Below are 18,201 nucleotides of genomic sequence, written 5' to 3'. Positions count from 1 at the left end.
CCGTCAGGGCAGGCGCGGGACGCCCGCCTCGTCCAGCGGCCAGCCCGGGTTGTAGGTGATCTCCCAGAGGTGCCCGTCCGGGTCGGTGAAGTAGCCGAGATAGCCGCCCCACTCGGCGCCGCCGCCCGTCTTCACCAGGGTCGCGCCCGCCTGCACCACGGCGCGCAGCGCCTCGTCGACCGCCGCCGGGCTCTCCACGTTGATCGCCAGCATGGTCCCGCGGAAGTCCGCGGCCGGGTTCGGCGGCGTGGGGCGTGTGGGCAGGCCGGCGTCGGCCGCGATGTCGTCGGTGGCCACCAGCGACAGCAGGCCGCCGGCGGTGTGGAAGAAGCTGACGAGTCCGGGGACCGAGGCGGGGGAGAGGCGCCAGCCCAGGGACTCGTAGAACTCGGTCGCGCGGGCCACGTCGGTCACGCCGAGGGTCGCCAGGCTGACTCGGGCAGGAACGGACATAGACGAAGTGTGCCACTGATCCGATCTTGCCCGAGCCGGACCCTACCTCAGAACGTGTGTTCCTCCGCCGGGAACTCGCCGCCGCGGACCTCGTCCGCGAACGCCTTCGTCGCCTCGGTGAGCACCCCGGACAGGTCGGCGTAGCGCTTCACGAAGCGCGGCGCCTTTCCGGTACGCAGGCCCGCCATGTCCTGCCAGACGAGCACCTGTGCGTCCGTGTCCGGACCCGCGCCGATGCCGACCGTCGGGATGACGAGCTCCTTGGTGACCTGCTTGGCCACGTCGCCCGGCACCATCTCCAGCACCACCGAGAACGCGCCCGCGTCCTCGACGGCACGGGCGTCGGCGATGACCTCCTCCGCGCCGGTGCCGCGGCCCTGCACCCGGTAGCCGCCGAGGGTGTGCTCGCTCTGCGGCGTGAAGCCGATGTGCGCCATCACCGGGATGCCCGCACCGGTGATCGCCTTGATCTGCTCGGCGACGCGGCGGCCGCCCTCGAGCTTGATCGCGTGCGCGCCGCCCTCCTTCATGAACCGGACGGCCGTGCGCAGCGCCTGTGTCGGGCCCTCCTCGTACGAGCCGAACGGGAGGTCGGCGACGACCAGCGCGGTCTTGGTCGCGCGCACCACCGCGCGTACCAGGGAGAGCATCTCCTCGACGGTGACCGGGAGGGTCGTCTCGTAGCCGAAGACGTTGTTGGCCGCGGAGTCGCCCACCAGCAGGACCGGGATGCCGGCCTGGTCGAAGATCGCCGCCGTGTACTGGTCGTAGGAGGTCAGCATCGGCCAGCGGTCGCCGCGCTCCTTGGCCGCGATCAGGTCGCGGGTGCGGACGCGGCGGGTGGCGGGGCCCCCGTAGAGCGTGGGGATCTCGGACATCTTTGTCTCCTTCCCTCGAGGCCGCGGCGCGCGGTCCCCGGGTGTCCCATGAATCGTCGCACCCGGGATGCGGTGCGGGTGAGAGTTGAGTGGAGCCCGTCACACCCCCGTCGGCAGGCCCTCGCGGAAGCGGTTGGTGATCGGCAGGCGGCGGTCGCGGCCGAACGCCTTGATCGAGATCTTGGTGCCCGGCGCGGACTGCCGGCGCTTGTACTCGGCGAGGTCGACAAGGCGCAGCACCCGGTCGACGAGCGCGACGTCGTGGCCCGCCGCGATGAGGTCGTCGCGGCCCTGGTCGCCGTCGACGTAGCCGGCCAGGATCGCGTCAAGCAGGTCGTAGTCCGGCAGCGAGTCGCTGTCGACCTGGCCCGGGCGCAGCTCCGCGCTCGGCGGCTTGACGATCGAGTTCTCCGGGATCGGCGGCTCACCGCCGCGGTGCGCGGCGTCGGCGTTGCGCCACTTCGCCAGGCGCCACACCAGCGTCTTCGGCACGTCCTTGAGCGGGTTGAAGCCGCCGACCGAGTCGCCGTAGAGCGTCGAGTAGCCGACCGCGAGCTCGCTCTTGTTGCCGGTGGTCAGCACCAGGTGGCCCTCCTGGTTCGACAGCGCCATCAGGATGACGCCGCGGACCCGGGCTTGCAGGTTCTCCACCGCGAGGCCGGACAGCGACATGTTCGCCAGGAACGCGTCGACCATCGGCTGGATCGGCTCGCTGCGGTAGTCCAGGCCGGTCCGCTTGGCCAGGTCGGCGGCGTCGTCCCTGGAGTGTTCGGACGAGTAGCCGCTGGGCATCGAGACGCCGACGACGCGCCGCGGGCCGAGGGCGTCCACCGCGATCGCGGCCACCACGGCCGAGTCGATGCCGCCGGAGAGGCCGAGCACGACCGAGCGGAAGCCGTTCTTCTCCACGTAGTCGTGCAGGCCGAGGGTGAGCGCCGACCAGATCTCGGCCTCGTCGGTGACCCGGTCGGCGATGCCGCCGACCGCGGGGTCGCCGGCGAGCGGCCGCAGCGCGGTGCCGGCGGTGATCCGCTCGATGCCCATGCCGTCGTCGGCCCGCCGCTGGCCCGGCGGTGTGTCGCAGGGGTTGGGCGTGTGGTGCGCGGCCGGCAGGTCGAGGTCGTGAATCAGCAGCTCGGAGGTGAACTGCCCGGCCCGGGCGACCAGCTCGCCCGCGGCGGTCACGATCATCGAGTCGCCGTCGAACACCAGCTCGTCCTGGCCGCCGACCATGTTCACGTACGCGACCGTCGCCCCGGCCTCGGCGGCACGGCGCTTGACCAGAGGAAGCCGGACATCGTCCTTGTTCAGCTCGTACGGGGAGGCGTTGATGTTGATCACCAGCCCGACCCCCGCCCGGCCGGCGGCGGCGAACGGCCCGCCTGCCTGCCACACGTCCTCGCAGACGGTGAGCGCGACGTCGACGCCGCCGAGCCGGACCACCGTGAGGGAGTCGCCGGGCTCGAAGTAGCGGTTCTCGTCGAAGACGCCGTAGTTGGGCAGGTGGTGCTTGAAGTAGGTGGCGACGACGTCGCCGCCGAGCAGCAGCGCCGAGGCGTCGCGCAGCCGGGTCTGCGGCGCGGTGCCGTCGTCGTCGACGTAGCCCACGATCACGGCGACGTCGCCCAGGCCGTCGGCGGCCAGGTCGGCCGCGAGGGTGCGCAGGGCGGCCTGCGAGGACGCGACGAACGAGCGCCGGAAGACCAGGTCCTCGATGGGGTAGCCGGTGATCATCATCTCGGGGAACGCGATGAGTTGCGCGCCGGCCGCGGCGGCCCTGCGGGACCATTGCCGCACGGCGGCGGCGTTGCCGGGGATGTCCCCGACGGTGGAGTTCACCTGGGCGAGAGCGACACGCAGCGAAGGCATGGCTTCATTCTTCCCCAGCGCCGGCGCCGTGTGCGGCCCGTACCCGGTCGGGCTGTGTGATCCACATCAGGGCTCACCCGGGCGACCTGCCGGGGCCTAGTCAGCGTAATCTCGGCGTAATGGGACCGGGAGACACTGATCGCCGGGCAAGCACGAGGGGTTGACGTGGACCGACAGCAGGAGTTCGTGCTTCGTACGCTCGAAGAGCGCGACATCCGTTTTGTCCGGCTTTGGTTCACGGACGTGCTGGGCACGCTCAAGAGTGTCTCGGTCGCACCCGCCGAGCTCGAGTCCGCCTTCGAGGAGGGCGTCGGCATCGACGGCTCGGCGATCGAGGGCTTCGCCCGGGTCTCCGAGTCCGACATGGTCGCGATGCCGGACCCGACAACGTTCCAGGTCTTCCCGTTCGAGGGCGGCGTCAGCGGCGAGAGCGCCCGGATCTTCTGCGACATCCTGCTCCCCGACGGCAGCGCCGCCTGGGCCGACCCGCGGCACGTGCTGCGCCGCATGCTGGCCAAGGCGGCGGAGAAGGGCTTCACCTTCTACACCCACCCCGAGGTCGAGTTCTTCCTGGTGCAGGACGGCCCGCTGGACGGAAGCGTGCCGGTCCCGGTCGACGGCGGCGGCTACTTCGACCACACCACCCACTCGATCGCCCGCGACTTCCGCCGCCAGGCCGTGCTCGCCCTCGAGCGGATCGGCATCTCGGTGGAGTTCAGCCACCACGAGGTCGCGCCCGGCCAGCAGGAGATCGACCTGCGCTACGCCGACGCGCTGACCACGGCGGACAACATCATGACGTTCCGGCACGTGGTCAAGGAGGTGGCGCTGACACAGGGCGTGCGCGCCACGTTCATGCCCAAGCCGTTCACCGACCAGCCCGGCAGCGGCATGCACACCCACCTGTCGCTGTTCGAGGGCGAGCGCAACGCCTTCTACGACGGCGACGACCCGCAGAAGCTGTCCAAGACGGCGCGCGCGTTCATCGCCGGCCTGCTTGTGCACGCCCGGGAGTACACCGCGGTCACCAACCAGTGGGTCAACTCGTACAAGCGGCTGTTCCCGATGCAGCTTCCGGACCGGATCACCGAGTCGCCCGCGTTCGTCAGCTGGGGCCACCTCAACCGCTCCGCGCTGGTCCGGGTGCCCGCGTTCGGCAAGCCGAACTCGGCGCGGGTCGAGGTCCGCTCGATCGACTCGGCGACCAACCCGTACCTGGCCTTCGCGGTCATGCTCGGTGCCGGCCTCAAGGGCATCGAGGAGGGCTACGAGCTGCCGCCGGGCGCCGAGGACGACGTCTGGTCGCTCTCGCCGAACGAGCGCAAGGCGATGGGCTACGACGCCCTGCCGGAGAACCTCGCCGAGGCGATCGACGTGATGGCCAAGTCCGAGCTGATCCCCGAGGTGCTCGGCGAGCACGTCTTCGACTTCTTCCTGCGCAACAAGCGCCAGGAGTGGGAGCAGTACCGGCGCGAGGTCACCCCGTACGAGCGGCAGCGTTACCTCGGCGCGCTCTGACCTTTCATCCGGCCGGTGGATCACGCGCGTGCGCAGGTCCGATACGGTGCCCTCTGACGTCGTCAAGAGGGAGTTGCCGTGCTACAGGATTTGCTTGAGGGTGCCGGGCGCAGCGTCGTCTTCGGCGGTGTCGGTATCGGGCTCATGGCGCTCGGCTACCTGCTGGTCGACCTCCTGACCCCGGGCAAGCTGCGCGACCTGATCTGGGTGGAGAAGAACCAGAACGCGTCCCTGCTGCTGGCCGCCAACCAGATCGGCATCGCGCTGATCGTCTTCACCGCGATCTTCACCAGCTACTCGAACTTCGTCGAGGGCCTGGCGTCGACGGTCATCTTCGGCCTCATCGGCATCGCGGTCATGGGCACGGCGTTCCTGGTCCTCGACTGGATGACGCCGGGCAAGCTGGGCGAGGTCATCTGCACGCCGGAGAAGCACCCGGGCGCGCTTGTCAGCGCGGCGTCGCACCTCGGCGCGGCCCTGATCGTCTGCGCCTGCATCTCCTGACCCCGCCCGAGGCGGCATGATGCCTGGATGATCATCAGCCTGGAGCCCGTGACCAAGGACAACTGGCGGGCCTGCGCGGCGCTGGCCGTGCGGCCCGACCAGCGGGACTTCGTCAACGACGTCTCCTACTACCTCTGCCTGTGCCACTACGGCGACCTCTGGCGGCCGCTCGCCGTCGTGCACGACGGCGAGGTCGTCGGCTTCTGCATGTGGGCCGTCGACGACGACCGGAGCCGGTGGATCGGCGGGGTCGTCGTCGACGCCGCCCGTCAGCGCGCCGGCATCGGCCGCGCGCTGGTGACCGCGCTGCGTGAACGGCTCGCCGCCGAGCCGGACTGCCCGAACGTCGCCCTGAGCTACGCGCCGGAGAACGGCGCCGCCCGGGCGCTCTACGCCTCGCTCGGCTTCGTCGAGACCGGCGAGGTGGACGACGGCGAGGTCGTCGCCCGGTGGACCGCACCATGAACGGGTAGGCGGGGTGGGATGTCGGTGGCACCCGATAGCCTCGAACCCGTGGGAACAGCGCTGGTAATCGAGAACGACCCGTCCGACGACCTCCGCAGGCTCGGCGACTGGTTCGCCGAGGCGGGTCTCGAGCTGACCGTGCTGCGCCCGCATACGGGCGATCCGCTGCCCGAGACGCTCGACGACCACCTGGCCCTGATCGTGCTCGGCGGCGACCAGAGCGCCTACCCGGGTGCCGCCGGCGAGCCGGGCGCGCCCTGGTTCCCGGCGCTCGAAGCTCTGCTGCGCAAGGCCGTGCGCTACCGCGTGCCGACGCTCGGCGTCTGCCTCGGCGCTCAGCTGCTCGCCTCGGCGCACGGCGGCCTCGTGGAGCGCAGCACCTCGGGGCCCGAGATCGGCCCGGGGCTGGTCGCGCGCCGGGACGCGTCCGACAACGACCCCCTGTTCAAGTGGGTGCCGCTGTTGCCCGACGTGGTGCAGTGGCACAACGACGAGATCACCGAGCTGCCGATCGGTGCGGTGCTGCTCGCCGCCTCGTCGCGCTATCCGCACCAGGCGTTCCGGCTCGGCGACCGGGCCTGGGGCCTGCAATTCCACATCGAGTGCGACGCCGAGATGATCGCCGGCTGGGCCCGCTCCGACGTCGCGGTCCTCGACGAGCTCGGCTACGACGGCGAGGCGGTCGTGGCGGCCACCGCCGACGTGCTCGCCGATGTCGAGGAGGCCTGGCAGCCGCTCGCGGCACGGTTCGCGGCGCTGGCCCTCGGCACCCTGCCGGACGCGGACATCCCCAACCCCGGCACCGCCCGCACCCTCCCGCTGCTGGGCCAGTAGGTGACCAGGCCCAGCCGGCTGGCCCGGTACGGCTTCGCCGACAACGGCACCCGCGCGGCCGACCTGCTCGGCCCGGGCGGGCTGCGGCTGTGGGACGCCGAGGCGCAGGGCCCGGTCGGCACCGACGCCGGCGAGCTCATCCACGCGCTGTCGCTCGCCGCCGACCCCAACCTGGCGCTGCGCCAGCTGCACCGGCTGATCGACGCGGTCGCCCGCGCCGCCCGGCGCGCCGACGGCGGCCCGGTGACCGGACCCGGCGAGGAGATCGCCGAGAGCCCGGCGGCCGACGCGGTCCTGGCCTCGCTCTACGGCGATCCCGGCCTGCGCCGCCGCCTGATCGCGGTGCTCGGCGCGTCGTCGGCGCTCGGCGACCACCTGGTGGCCAACCACGACGAGTGGCGGGTGCTCGCCACCGGCAAGACCGGCCTGCCGCCGAACGCCGAGGGCCACCTGGAGTTCGGCGAGTCGACGGGTTCGGGCCCGCCGACCGTCCCGGAGCTGCGGACGGCATACCGGATCTCCCTGCTGCGGATCGTGGCCGCCGACCTGACCGGCGGCCGCGGCCTGGAGCCGACGATGGCCGCGCTCTCCCGGCTGGCCGACGAGACCCTGGCGGCGGCCTACGCGATCGCCGTCGCCGGCCTGCCGCCCGGCACGCCCGAGCCGCGGCTCGCGGTCGTCGCGATGGGCAAGTGCGGCGGCTACGAGCTCAACTACGTGTCCGACGTGGACGTCATCTTCGTGGCCGCCGGCGACGAGGACCTCAGCGCCGGCACCACCGTCGCCGCCCGGCTCATCGAGGTGTGCGGCCACGTCGCCTGGCCGGTCGACGCGGCGCTGCGCCCGGAGGGCAACCGTGGCCCGCTGGTGCGCACGCTCGCCAGCCACCAGGCCTACTACCGCCGCTGGGCGCGCACCTGGGAGTTCCAGGCGCTGCTCAAGGCGCGGCCGGCCGCCGGCGACCTGGCCCTCGCGGCCGAGTGGATCGACGATCTGGCGCCGCTGGTGTGGCACGCGGCCGAGCGTCCCGAGGCGGTCGCCGACGTACGCGACATGCGTCGGAAGATCATCGACAACGTCCCGCCGCGGGAGTTGGAACGCGAGATCAAGCGGGGCCCGGGCGGGCTGCGCGACATCGAGTTCGCGGTGCAGCTGTTGCAGCTCGTGCACGGCCGGATCGACGAGTCGCTGCGCGAGCCCGGCACGCTGCCCGCGCTGCGCGCCCTGGTGGCGGGCGGCTACGTGGGGCGCGACGACGGCGAGACGCTGCTGCGGGGCTACCGGTTCCTGCGCGGTGTCGAGCACCGCCTCCAGATGCAGAGCCTGCGGCGCACACACACCGTGCCCGACGACCCGAAGGCGCTGCGCTGGCTCGCCGCGGCCCTCGGCTACCGGGCGCTGCCCGGCCGCGACGCGGTCGAGGCGTTCCGCTCCGACTGGGTCGGCCACGCCTCGCACGTGCGCCGCCTGCACGTCAAGCTGCTCTACCAGCCGCTGCTCGAGGCCGTGGCGCGGGTGCCCGCGGAGGCACTGCGGATGACGCCCGAGTCGGCCGGTCGCCGGCTCGAGATCCTCGGCTTCGCCGACCCGGCCGGCGCGCTGCGGCACCTCCAGGCGCTCACCGGCGGGGTCAGCCGCACGGCGGCGATCCAGCGCACGCTGCTGCCGATGCTGCTCCAGGAGTTCGCGGACGCGCCCGAGCCGGACCGCGGCCTGCTCAACTACCGGCACGTCTCGGACAAGCTGGGCAGCACCCCGTGGTACCTGCGGCTGCTGCGCGACGGCGGCCCGGTCGCCCGCCGGCTGGCCCGCGTGCTCAGCCTCTCCCGGTACGCGACGGACCTGCTCACCCGCGACCCGGAGGCGCTGCGGCTGCTCGCCGACGACGCCGAGCTTCAGCCGCGGCCGCGTGAGGTGCTGCGCGACGGCTTCATCGCGGCCGCCGACCGCTATCTGCGCGACGGCGTCACCGACCCGGCCCAGGCCATCGCCGCGGTCCGCGCGGTGCGCCGCCGCGAGCTGTTCCGGCTCGCCTGCGCCGACATCCTCAGCCAGGCCGGCGACCTCGCCCCGGCGCAGCCGCTCGACGTGCACGCCGTCGGCGTCGCGCTCTCCGACGTCACCGACGCGACGCTGGGCGCGGCGTTGCACGCCGCCCGGCGGGTGCGCCCCGGCCCGGAGGGGCTGCGCTTCGCGGTCATCGGCATGGGCCGCCTCGGCGGCTACGAGATGAGCTATCCGTCCGACGCCGACGTGCTCTTCGTCTACTCGCCGCCGGAGGGCATGTCCGACGGCGAGGCCAGCTCGGCGGCGCACGCGATCGCCGAGGAGCTGCGCCGCACGCTGAGCGCGCCGGCACCGGACCCGCCGCTGGGCGTCGACGCCGACCTGCGCCCGGAGGGCCGGCAGGGCCCGCTCGTGCGCAGCCTGAACGCGTACGCGCAGTACTACGCGCGCTGGTCGAAGGTCTGGGAGTCGCAGGCGTTGCTGCGGGCCCGATTCGTCTGCGGCGACGAGGAGCTGGGCCGCGAGTTCGAGGCCCTCGCCGACGGGATGCGCTATCCGAGCGGCGGCCTCACCCGCGAGCAGGTCACCGAGATCCGCCGGATCAAGGCCCGGGTGGAGACCGAGCGCCTGCCCCGCGGTGCCGACCCGAACACGCACACCAAGCTGGGCCGCGGCGGGCTGGCCGACGTGGAGTGGGCGGTGCAGCTGGTCCAGCTGCGCCACGGATACGCCCTGCCCGCGCTGCGGATGACCTGCACGCTCGAGGCGCTGGCCGCGGAGTTGCAGGCCAAGCTCGTCGGCCGGGTCGACGCGGCGGCGATGACGGCGGGCTGGACCCTGGCGGCCCAGGTGCGCAACGCGCTGACCCTGGTGCGCGGGCGCCCGACCGACCAGCTGCCGCGGCACGGCGTCGAGCTGGCCGGTGTCGTGCGCCTGCTCGGCGGCGGCGACCCGGGCGAGTTCGTCGACCGCTACCTGCGCATCACCCGGCGCTCCCGCGCGGCGATGGAGCGGGTGCTGGATGCTTGATGCCGCTCGCCGGCCGATCCTGGCTGCGGCGGTGCTGGCCGTGCTGCTGCGCCTGCCGTTCCTGTTCACCGGGCTGTCGACCGACGAGGGCGGCTACGCCTACGTGGCGCAGCAATGGTCGCGGGGCGCCCGCCTCTACGACACCGCCTGGCTGGACCGGCCGCAGGGCCTGCTGCTGACCTACCGGGCGCTGCTGGCGATCGACGACTCGGGCTGGGCGATCCGGCTCGGCATGGTCCTGGCCGGGGCGATCATCACGGTGGCGCTCGGCGCGATCGGCTGGCTGCTGGCGGGCCGCGCGGTCGGCAACGCGGCGGCGTGGATCTACGCGGTGGTGGGCATCGCGCCGCACCTCGAGGGCATCACGCTCAACGGCGAGCTGCTGGCGGCGGTGCCGTCGACGGTGGCGATCGCGCTCGCGGTCTTCTGGTGGCGCCGGGACGCCTCGCTGTGGTGGCTGGCCGGCGCGGGCCTGCTGGCCGGCACCGCGCTGACGATGAAGCAGTCGGGCATCGACGGCATCGTCGTCGGCGTCGTGATCGTGCTGCTCGCCCGGCGCGGCACCGGCCTGCTCGCCGCGGCCGGGGTGTTCGCCGCCGGCGTCGCGGCGCCGCTGGTGGCCTCCGCGCTGCACGGTCTCGCCGTCGGCTGGTCCTACTACTGGACCGCGCTGATCGGCTACCAGCTGTCCGCGATGGGCGGCTCGGGGTCGAACACCGGCACGCGGCTGACCGACCTCGGCCGGCACGCCGGCGACATCGCGCTGGACCTGACGGTGCTCGTCGTCGTCTCGCTCTTCGGCTGGCGGACGTTCGACCGGGGCGGCCGGTGGCTGCTCGGCGCCTGGCTGTTCGCCGGGTTCGCCGGCATCAACCTCGGCGGCTCCTACTGGCCGCACTACTTCGTTCAGCCGCTGCCCGCCCTCGTGCTGCTGGTGGCGGCCGCGGTCGTCGCGGTCCCCTCGGTGCGGTGGCGGCGGGCGCTGGCCGCGGTGGTCGTGCTGCCCACGCTCGGGTGGCTGGTCGCGCTGGCCGTGATGTCGCCGTCCCGGCGGGCCGACACCGTCCCGTACGATGCGCTGGCCGCCCGCGACGACCGGATAGCGGCCGTGATCAGGGACTCCACGACGCCGGACGACCGGATCTACGTCCTGGAGTCCGAGGCGTACCTGTACTTCGCGGCGCAGCGTCAGGCGTCGTATCCATATCTTTGGGGCAAACCGATCGACAAGATCCCGGACGCGCTGCCGCGCCTGCGTGCGATGCTCAACTCGCCGCAGCGCCCGGCCCTCGTCGTCCTCGACACGCCGCCCGACGCGGTCGACCCGAGCGGCGGGATCGCGGCCGACCTGGCCGCGAACTACCACCTCGAGACGGTCGTCGAGGGCGTGCCGATCCTGAGGGCCAACTGATGGCCGCGGTGGTGCTCGCCGGGCGGCGAGCCGTCGCGGGGTGGCTGTCCCGGCCCGCGGTGCTGCGCTGGCTGGGGCTGTTCGGCGCGGTCTGCTGCGCGGTCGACGGCGTCCTGTTCGGCGCGCCGACCTGGATCCGCCGGGGCGTGTCCGTGATGAGCATCCTGCGCGGCCCGAACGGCCCGCTGATCATGCTGCTCTGGATCGCCGGGCTGACCGCGCTCTGCACCGCGTGGTGGTGTGGCCGCAGGCTCGTCGCCGACGGCCTGCTGAGCCGGCGGTGGATCGTCGTCACCGGGCTGCTCTGGTTGCTGCCGATGCTCGTGATCCCGCCGCTGGCCAGCCGCGACATGTACGCGTACGCCTGCCAGGGTTCCCTGTTCGACGCGGGCTTCAACCCGTCCGTCGTCGGGATCTCCGCGCAGCCGTGCCCCTGGCTCGACTCGGTCTCGCTGGTGTGGCGGGACACGCCGACGCCGTACGGGCCGCTCTGGATCATGCTCACCGGCCTGGCCGCCGCGTTCGGGTCGCAGGCCGTCGCGCTCGCGGTCTTCCGGGTCTACGCGGTGCTCGCGGTGCTCGCGCTGGCCGCCGTCGTGCCGGTGCTGGCCCGCCTGCGGGGCGCGCAGCCGGAGCGGGCGCTGTGGCTCGTGCTGTGCTGCCCGGTCGTCGCCGTGCACGTCGTCGGCGGCGGGCACAACGACGCGCTGACCATGGCGCTGCTGCTCGCCGGGCTCGCGCTGATCGCCGGCCGGGCCCGCTCGATCGCCCTGCTGGTCGCGGGCGGCGCCGTCGTCGGTGCCGCGATCGCGGTCAAGACGACCGTCGGGGTGGTGCTGCCGTTCGCGGCGCTGCTCGCCTCCGGCGGCCTGCGGCCGGGCCGCGACGGGTGGCTGCGCTTCCTGCGCCGCGGCGGCGCGGTCGTCGGCGGCGCGATCGCCGGGCTGCTGCTGCTCTCGGCCGTCTCCGGGCTCGGGCTGGGCTGGGCCACCGCGCTGTCCGGCGCCGGCGAGTCCCGCAGCTGGACCTCGCCGTCGACGGCCGTCGGCATCGCGATCAACGCGGCCGCGAAGTGGTTCGGCCTCCAGATCGACACGGTGCCCGCGACCCGGTTGATCGCGCTGGTCCTGATGCTGATCGGGCTCGTGGTGCTCTGGTGGCGCTTCCGGCGCGGCGACCCGCTGCACGGCGCAGCCCTGGCCTGCCTCGTCGTCATCTTCTGCGCGCCGATCACCCAGCCCTGGTACCTGTACTGGGCGCTGGCGCTGTTCGCCGTCACCACGGTCCGCTTCCGGTGGCTGGAGATCGCGGTCATCGCCGGGATGTTCCTGATCCTGCCCAACGGGGACGGCGCCTGGAAGCCGCTCCAGGTGCCGTTCGCGTTCCTGATGACCGGGCTGGTCGTGTGGGTCGGCCGGCGCGCGGTCCGGTGGCTGCGCGAGCCCGCCCCGGCCGAGGCGACCGTCAGTTGACGCCGGCGGTCATCCGGTGGGGCGGCCTCGCCGGCAGCGTCGCGACCGCGGCGAGCGCGTACCTCGGCGGCTCCGGGTTCGAGCGGGTGCCCAGCGTCAACCCGCTCACGCTGCTCAGCGGGCAGCGCGGCGTCCTGCTGCCGATCTGCTGGGTCGTCGGCACCGCGGTCCTGATCGGTGCCTGGTGGTGGGGCCGGCACGTGGTGCCCTCAACCCGGTGGGCGCTGGTCACCGCCGGGCTGTGGCTGCTGCCGGTGCTGCCGTTCCTGCCGCTGGGCAGCGCGGACGTCTACTCGTACGCCTGCCAGGGTTATGTGCAGCACGCCGGCGGCGACCCGTACGCGATGGGGGTGCAGGAATTCGGCTGCCCCTGGCTGGATTCGGTGGCGACCTCCTGGCGCGACTCGCCGGCGCCGTACGGCCCGCTGTTCCTCATCCTGGCCGGCTGGGCCGTCGGGCTCGCCGGCGGCTCCCTCGCCGTGGTCATCGCCGGGCTGCGGGTCATCGCCCTTGCCGGGCTGGCGCTGACCGCGGTGGCCCTGCCGGTGCTGGCCCGGCGCGCGGGCCGGGAGCCCTCGCGGGCCGTCTGGCTGGTGCTGGCCTGCCCGCTCGTGCTGGTGCACCTGGTGTCCGGCGCGCACAACGACGCGCTGATGATCGGGCTCATCGTCTCCGGCCTGGCCCTGGCCGCGACCGCGGCACCGTCGCCGACCGTCGCCGGGCGGCCGGCGCTTCCGGCGGCCGCGCTGCCGGTCGCCGCCGGCCTGCTGCTCGGGCTAGCGGTCGCGGTCAAGGCGACGGCCGTCGTGGTGCTGCCGTTCGCGGTCCTCGCCGTTGCGCCGCCCGGCCGTCGCGGCTCGCCGGTGCCGCTGAGGGATCTGTGGCGCCCGGCGCTGGGCATCGGCGCCGGAGCACTGTTCGCCACGGCGGCGTTGTCGCTGGCCTCGGGGCGCGGCTTCGGCTGGGTGGCCGGCCTCGCGCGCAGCGGCGACAGCGTCACCTGGGGCTCGCCGTCCACCGCGGCCGGGCTGTCCGTCGACTTCGTCGTGCGGCTACTCGGCGGCGAGACCGACGCCGTGCCGGTGACCCGAGCCCTGGGCATCGCGCTGCTCGCGGTGATCCTGGTGGTGCTCTGGTGGCGGGCCCGGTCGGGCGGCGCGTTGCCCGGCGCCGGGCTGGCGCTGGCGGCGACGGTGCTCTGCGCCCCGGTCTTCCACCCCTGGTACGCCACGTGGCCGCTCGCGGTCCTGGCCGCCACCGGCACCCGGCTGGACGGCGCCGAGCGCGAGGACCGGTGGCTGATCGGCCTCTGCGCGTTCGCCGCCACCCTCACCCTGCCGGCCGGCTACAACTGGGCGCTGTACACCCGCATACCCGGGGCGCTCGTCGTCACCGCCGTGCTGATCGCGCTGGCGGTCGTGCGGGTGCGCCGGCGCCGGGATCGTAAGGTGTTCGCGTGACGCGCCGGGCCTCGATCATCGCCGCCCTGGTGGCACTCACCGCCGCGGTCCTCGCCTGGTCCAGCTTCTACCACCGCTTCTTCGACTCGCGGGTGTACTCCGGCGCCGTCCGGTACTGGTTCCGCGAGGACGGCATGGTCTACGACTGGCTCCAGCCGGGCACGCCGTACGGATTCACCTATCCGCCCTTCGCCGGGATCGTCATGTCCCCGATGGCGTACCTGCCGTACCCGCTCATCCTGGTGATCGCCAGCCTGGCGACGGTCGCCAGCACCGCGCTGGTGACCTGGTGGCTGGTCCGGGGAATGGTGCACCGGGCGGGCTGGACGCCGTGGTTCGCCGGCACCGTCGCCGTGGCCCTCGCCCTCTGTTTCGAGCCGGTCCGCGAGACGTTCAGCTTCGGCCAGGTCAACACGCTGCTGCTCGCCCTGGTCGTCGGCGACGTGCTCTTCGGGGTCGCGCGCGGCCGCCGGTGGGCCGGCGTGGGCATCGGCCTGGCCACCGCGATCAAGCTGACCCCGGCCGTGTTCATCCTCTACCTGCTCGTCACCCGGCAGTGGCGGGCCGCCGGCACCGCCATCGGTACGGCCGCCGCCGCGACACTGGTGGCGGCGGGCCTCTTCCCGGCGGCGTCCCGGGAGTTCTGGACCGCCGCGCTGTGGGACACCAACCGGGTCGGCAACCTCGAGTACCTCTCCAACCAGTCGCTGCGCGGGATGCTGGCGCGGCTGCCGGTGGACACCGTCGAGGCGCGGCTCTGGGTCGCGTGCGTGCTTGTCGCGCTCGGCCTCTGGTTCGTCCGGGTGCGCGCCGCCGCCCGGCTCGGCGATCACCTGGGCGGGCTCGCGCTCACCGGCGTCGTCGGCTGCCTGATCAGCCCGGTCTCCTGGGTGCACCACTGCGTCTGGCTGCTTCCGGCGATCGTCCGCTGCGTCGACGCCGGGCTGTCGTCCGGCCGGGACCGCAGGCAGCTGTGGCTGGGCGGCGCGGCGTACCTGGTGCTGTCCTCGCGGCTCACCTGGCTGTGGGAGAACGGGCCCCGGCCGCCGCTCGCGGTCGTCGGCAGCAACCTCTACGTCTGGTTCGGCATCGCGCTGCTGATCTGGATGCCGCTGGGCGAGCCGACGGGTACGCCGAGGATCAGGCGTGCGGCGGCGGAGCCGGCCCTCGGTTCCGGCTCAGGTCCGCCGCAGTAGCCCGGTCGCCGCCAGCACGGTCTCCGGCGTAACCGCGTCGCCCGAGCGGTACGCCCGCTCGTAGCCCTCCTCGCCCAGCTCGGCGCGGGCCGCGGCCTGGATCCGGTCGGTGTCCGGAACCGAGCGGTCCACCGACCCGCGCACCGCGTCGGCGGCGCCCAGCAGCATCGCCGCCCGCGCCGGCTCCCCGGCGCGCAGCGCGTAGTCGGCGACCCCGACCAGGACGTACCCGATCACCGGCGAGTCCATCGAGTCCACGGCGACCTCGACCGCGCTCAGGTGCAGGTCGTGCGCCGCGGCCAGATCGCCGCCCGCGCCCTCGATCAGCGCCAGCGCCGAACGGGTCAGCGCCCGGAACTGCGGCGCGTGGCCGGACATCTCGGTCGCCTGCTCGGCCCGGGCGATCCGCCCCCGCGCCTCGTCGAGCGAGCCCTCCTGGCGGGCGATCGTCGCGTAGCCGTACTCCACCGCGGCCAGCACCTCGGGCAGGCCGATGTCGACCGCCGTCTCGTGTGCCTGCTTGAGCAGGCGGTGCGCCTCGGCGTGGTCGCCGGCCAGCCACAGCTGATGCGCCAGCTTCGTCTCGAGCTGCGGCAGGTCCTCGCGGATGCCGACCTCGCGGACCAGCGCGATCGCCTCCCGCTGCCAGGTCACCGCGTCCTGGAAGTCGCCGCGCGACGCGGCCATGTCGCCGAGCGCGCTGAGCGAGAAGCCGATGCCCCAGCGCTCCCCGGTGGCCCGGAACCCGTCCAGCGCCTCGCGCAGCTCGGCCCGGGCGAGGTCCGCGCTCTGCCCGAAGTTGAGCCGCACGTGCGCCACGATCATCTTGGCGATCGCCCGCAGCCACGGGTCCGGATCCTCGAAGAGCGGCTCGATCTCCGCGAAGACGGGCGGACGCCCCGCCGACTGGAACAGGGTCGCCATCGGGCGCAGCAGCCGCAGCACCGGATGCCGGGAGTCCGGCCCGGCGCCCGCGCGCTCGGCCGCCAGGAACCACTCCTGCACCTCGTCGAAGGGCGCCGCGCCCTCGAGCCCGTTCAGCGCCGCGGACGCGTACGTCAGCGCGCGGTCCTCGGGGTCGGTGTCGCCGGTCATGGCCACGACGTCGCGGGCCAGCGCGCAGCCCTCGGCGCGATGCCCGCGCAGCCACCAGTACCAGCCCAGCCGGGCGGTCAGCGCCGTCGCGGTGCGCGTGTCGCCGGCCTCGATCGCCGCGCGTACGGCCGCGTGCAGGTTGTCGTGTTCGGCGCCGAGGCGGCGCAGCCAGGTGAGCTGGTCCGCCCGGCGCAGCTCGGGCTCGGCGGTGCCGGCCAGCTCCAGCAGGTAGCGGGCGTGCGCGACGCGCATCCGCTCGGCCTCGCCGGCCTCGGCGAGGCGCTCCAGGCCGTACTCCCGGATGGTCTCCAGCATCCGGTAGCGGTCGCCCGCGAGGACCAGCAGGGACTTGTCGACGAGCGCGCCGACGAGGTCGAGCTCCACGCCGCAGACCTGCTCGACCGCGGTCACGTCGGCGCCGCCGTGGAACACCGAGAACCGCCGCCACAGCGCCCGCTCGTCGTCGCTGAGCAGGTCCCAGCTCCAGTCGACGACCGCACGCAGCGTCTGATGCCGGGGGAGCGCGGTGCGGCTGCCGCTGGTGAGCAGCCGGAACCGGTCGGTGAGCCGGTCGGCCAGCACGTCGACGGGCAGCGTACGCAGCCGGGCCGCGGCAAGCTCGATGGCGAGCGGCATCCCGTCCAGGGCGCGACAGATCCGGACCACCGGGCCGGTCGTGTGCGGATCAAGCCGGAACCCCGGCCGCGCGGCCGCCGCCCGGTCCAGCAGCAGCCGTACGGCGGGGTAGCCGGCGGCCTGCGACTCCGACGGCGCGACGGCGAGCGGCTCGACGGGCCAGAGCCGCTCGCCGGGTATGCCGAGCGGCTCTCGGCTGGTCGCCAGCAGCCGCAGGCCCGGCGCGGCCCGGAGCATGGCGTCGGCGACCGCGGCCGCGGCGTCGATGAGATGCTCGCAGTTGTCGAGGATGAGCAGCAGTTCCTTGCCGGCGAGCGCCTCGGTCAGCCGGGTCAGCGGGTCCACCGACTCGCTGACCACCGTGCCGAGCCCCGGCCGGGCGACCAGCACCTGGCCGCGCAGATTCAGCGCGGTCAGGATCGTGTGCGGCACCTCGGCGGGGTCGGTGACCGGCGCCAGCTCGACCTGCCAGACGCCGTCCGGGCGGCTGTCGGCCAGCGCCTGCCCGGCCTCCACCGACAGCCGGGTCTTGCCGCTGCCGCCCGGCCCGATGAGGGTCACCAGCCGGTGCGCGTCGATCAGCTCGCTGACCGCACGCAGGTCGTCCTCGCGGCCGATGAAGCTGCTCACGTCCGCGGGCAGGTTGCCCCGGGACCGCCGCTGGCGCCCGCGCAGCGTCGCCACGTGCAGCGCGGACAGCTCGGGCGAGGGGTCGGCACCGAGGGTGTCGGCCAGCTCGGCGCGGATCCCCTCGAAGACGGTGAGCGCGCGCCCGGGATGCCCGGCCGCGACCAGGGCCCGCATGAGCAGGCCGGCCAGCGGCTCGTGCAGCGGATGCGCCGCGACGAGCGCCTCCAGCTCTGGCACCAGCTCGGCGCCGCCGCCGGCCCGCAGCCGCGCCTCGATCCGGTCCTGCCGGGCGGCCAGCCGCAGCTCGTCGAGGCGCACCGCCTCGGCCCGCGCCACGTCGGGGAACTCGGTCGGGCCGCGCCAGAGCGCCAGTGCCTCCTCGCACCGGCCCTCCGCGACCAGCCGGGTGAAGCGGTGCGCGTCCACCCGGTCGCGGTCAAGGTCGAGCCGGTATCCGGCGGGCGTCGCCGCCACCGCCAGGCCCGGCGCGGCGCGGCGCAGCCGGGACACCAGCGCTTGCAGCGCGTTACCGGCGCTGGCCGGCTGATCATCACCCCAGACCCCGTCGGCCAGCCGGCCGGTGGAGACGGCGCGGCCCGCGTCGAGGGCGAGCAGGATCAGGAGGGTACGCAGACGCGCGCCCGCGACCGGCACCGGCTCGCCGGTGTCGGCACGCAGCTCGACCGGGCCGAGCATCGCGATGTCCACAGGTCGATTCTGCTCTCTCCCCGCTCGGCGCCCGGG

At 73.9% G+C, this 18,201-nt stretch carries 13 protein-coding genes; 9 read left to right on the top strand and 4 right to left on the bottom strand.

Annotation, left to right across the window (positions count from 1 at the left end; genetic code table 11):
- Nucleotides 1-3: 3 nt before the first annotated feature.
- The 3 genes from BJ971_RS30815 to BJ971_RS30805 all read right to left on the bottom strand — a co-directional run bounded on the left by BJ971_RS30815 (nt 4) and on the right by BJ971_RS30805 (nt 3,200).
- Entirely contained in the window at nt 4-453 is a 450-nt protein-coding gene (locus BJ971_RS30815) for a VOC family protein (RefSeq protein ID WP_184996659.1), read from the bottom strand.
- Between the two features lie 47 nt (nt 454-500).
- On the bottom strand, nt 501-1,331 hold the full coding sequence (gene panB / locus BJ971_RS30810; protein ID WP_184996658.1) for a 3-methyl-2-oxobutanoate hydroxymethyltransferase: 831 nt from the start codon (nt 1,329-1,331) through the stop codon (nt 501-503).
- 99 nt (nt 1,332-1,430) lie between these two features.
- Nucleotides 1,431-3,200 (bottom strand): NAD+ synthase, encoded by a 1,770-nt coding sequence (locus BJ971_RS30805; protein ID WP_184996657.1) that lies wholly within the window; start codon nt 3,198-3,200, stop codon nt 1,431-1,433.
- Nucleotides 3,201-3,365: 165 nt separating this feature from the next.
- On the opposite strand from BJ971_RS30805, the gene BJ971_RS30800 reads away from it, so the two are divergent.
- The 9 genes from BJ971_RS30800 to BJ971_RS30760 all read left to right on the top strand — a co-directional run bounded on the left by BJ971_RS30800 (nt 3,366) and on the right by BJ971_RS30760 (nt 15,096).
- Nucleotides 3,366-4,718: a glutamine synthetase family protein gene (locus BJ971_RS30800; protein WP_184996656.1), complete on the top strand. Its 1,353-nt coding sequence runs from the start codon at nt 3,366-3,368 to the stop codon at nt 4,716-4,718.
- 78 nt (nt 4,719-4,796) lie between these two features.
- Nucleotides 4,797-5,222 carry a DUF350 domain-containing protein gene (locus tag BJ971_RS30795; protein WP_184996655.1) on the top strand — a complete coding sequence of 142 codons (426 nt, stop codon included), beginning with the start codon at nt 4,797-4,799 and terminating at the stop codon, nt 5,220-5,222.
- A gap of 27 nt (nt 5,223-5,249) precedes the next feature.
- Entirely contained in the window at nt 5,250-5,687 is a 438-nt protein-coding gene (locus tag BJ971_RS30790; protein ID WP_184996654.1) for a GNAT family N-acetyltransferase, read from the top strand.
- A gap of 48 nt (nt 5,688-5,735) precedes the next feature.
- Nucleotides 5,736-6,521: a type 1 glutamine amidotransferase gene (locus BJ971_RS30785; protein WP_184996653.1), complete on the top strand. Its 786-nt coding sequence runs from the start codon at nt 5,736-5,738 to the stop codon at nt 6,519-6,521.
- A complete protein-coding gene (locus BJ971_RS30780) occupies nt 6,522-9,557 on the top strand; it encodes a bifunctional [glutamine synthetase] adenylyltransferase/[glutamine synthetase]-adenylyl-L-tyrosine phosphorylase (protein WP_184996652.1) in 3,036 nt (1,011 codons plus the stop codon).
- On the top strand, nt 9,550-10,968 hold the full coding sequence (locus tag BJ971_RS30775; RefSeq protein ID WP_184996651.1) for a glycosyltransferase family protein: 1,419 nt from the start codon (nt 9,550-9,552) through the stop codon (nt 10,966-10,968). Before BJ971_RS30780 ends, BJ971_RS30775 begins: the two co-directional genes overlap by 8 nt.
- A complete protein-coding gene (gene mptB, locus BJ971_RS30770; protein ID WP_184996650.1) occupies nt 10,968-12,440 on the top strand; it encodes a polyprenol phosphomannose-dependent alpha 1,6 mannosyltransferase MptB in 1,473 nt (490 codons plus the stop codon). The genes BJ971_RS30775 and mptB (BJ971_RS30770) overlap by 1 nt, the downstream gene beginning before the upstream one ends.
- Complete coding sequence (gene mptB / locus BJ971_RS30765) at nt 12,437-13,900, top strand: polyprenol phosphomannose-dependent alpha 1,6 mannosyltransferase MptB (RefSeq protein WP_184996649.1); 1,464 nt, start codon at nt 12,437-12,439, stop codon at nt 13,898-13,900. Before mptB (BJ971_RS30770) ends, mptB (BJ971_RS30765) begins: the two co-directional genes overlap by 4 nt.
- Nucleotides 13,897-15,096 carry a glycosyltransferase 87 family protein gene (locus BJ971_RS30760; RefSeq protein ID WP_239087390.1) on the top strand — a complete coding sequence of 400 codons (1,200 nt, stop codon included), beginning with the start codon at nt 13,897-13,899 and terminating at the stop codon, nt 15,094-15,096. Before mptB (BJ971_RS30765) ends, BJ971_RS30760 begins: the two co-directional genes overlap by 4 nt.
- On the opposite strand, the gene BJ971_RS30755 is transcribed toward BJ971_RS30760, so the two are convergent.
- Nucleotides 15,079-18,165, bottom strand: coding sequence for an ATP-binding protein (locus BJ971_RS30755; protein WP_184996648.1), 3,087 nt, complete (start codon nt 18,163-18,165; stop codon nt 15,079-15,081). The genes BJ971_RS30760 and BJ971_RS30755 overlap by 18 nt on opposite strands.
- Between the last annotated feature and the right edge of the window lie 36 nt (nt 18,166-18,201).

Source organism: Amorphoplanes digitatis (assembly GCF_014205335.1).
Classification (GTDB): Bacteria; Actinomycetota; Actinomycetes; order Mycobacteriales; family Micromonosporaceae; genus Actinoplanes; species Actinoplanes digitatus.
This window is presented reverse-complemented; position numbering and strand designations above follow the sequence as displayed.

Bases quoted from the DNA above. Each gene is read 5' to 3' on its own strand.
- BJ971_RS30790 (WP_184996654.1), top strand. From the start codon at position 5,250: ATGATCATCAGCCTGGAGCCCGTGACCAAGGACAACTGGCGGGCCTGC.
- BJ971_RS30805 (WP_184996657.1), bottom strand. From the start codon at position 3,200: ATGCCTTCGCTGCGTGTCGCTCTCGCCCAGGTGAACTCCACCGTCGGG.
- BJ971_RS30775 (WP_184996651.1), top strand. From the start codon at position 9,550: ATGCTTGATGCCGCTCGCCGGCCGATCCTGGCTGCGGCGGTGCTGGCC.
- BJ971_RS30815 (WP_184996659.1), bottom strand. From the start codon at position 453: ATGTCCGTTCCTGCCCGAGTCAGCCTGGCGACCCTCGGCGTGACCGAC.
- panB (WP_184996658.1), bottom strand. From the start codon at position 1,331: ATGTCCGAGATCCCCACGCTCTACGGGGGCCCCGCCACCCGCCGCGTC.
- mptB (WP_184996650.1), top strand. From the start codon at position 10,968: ATGGCCGCGGTGGTGCTCGCCGGGCGGCGAGCCGTCGCGGGGTGGCTG.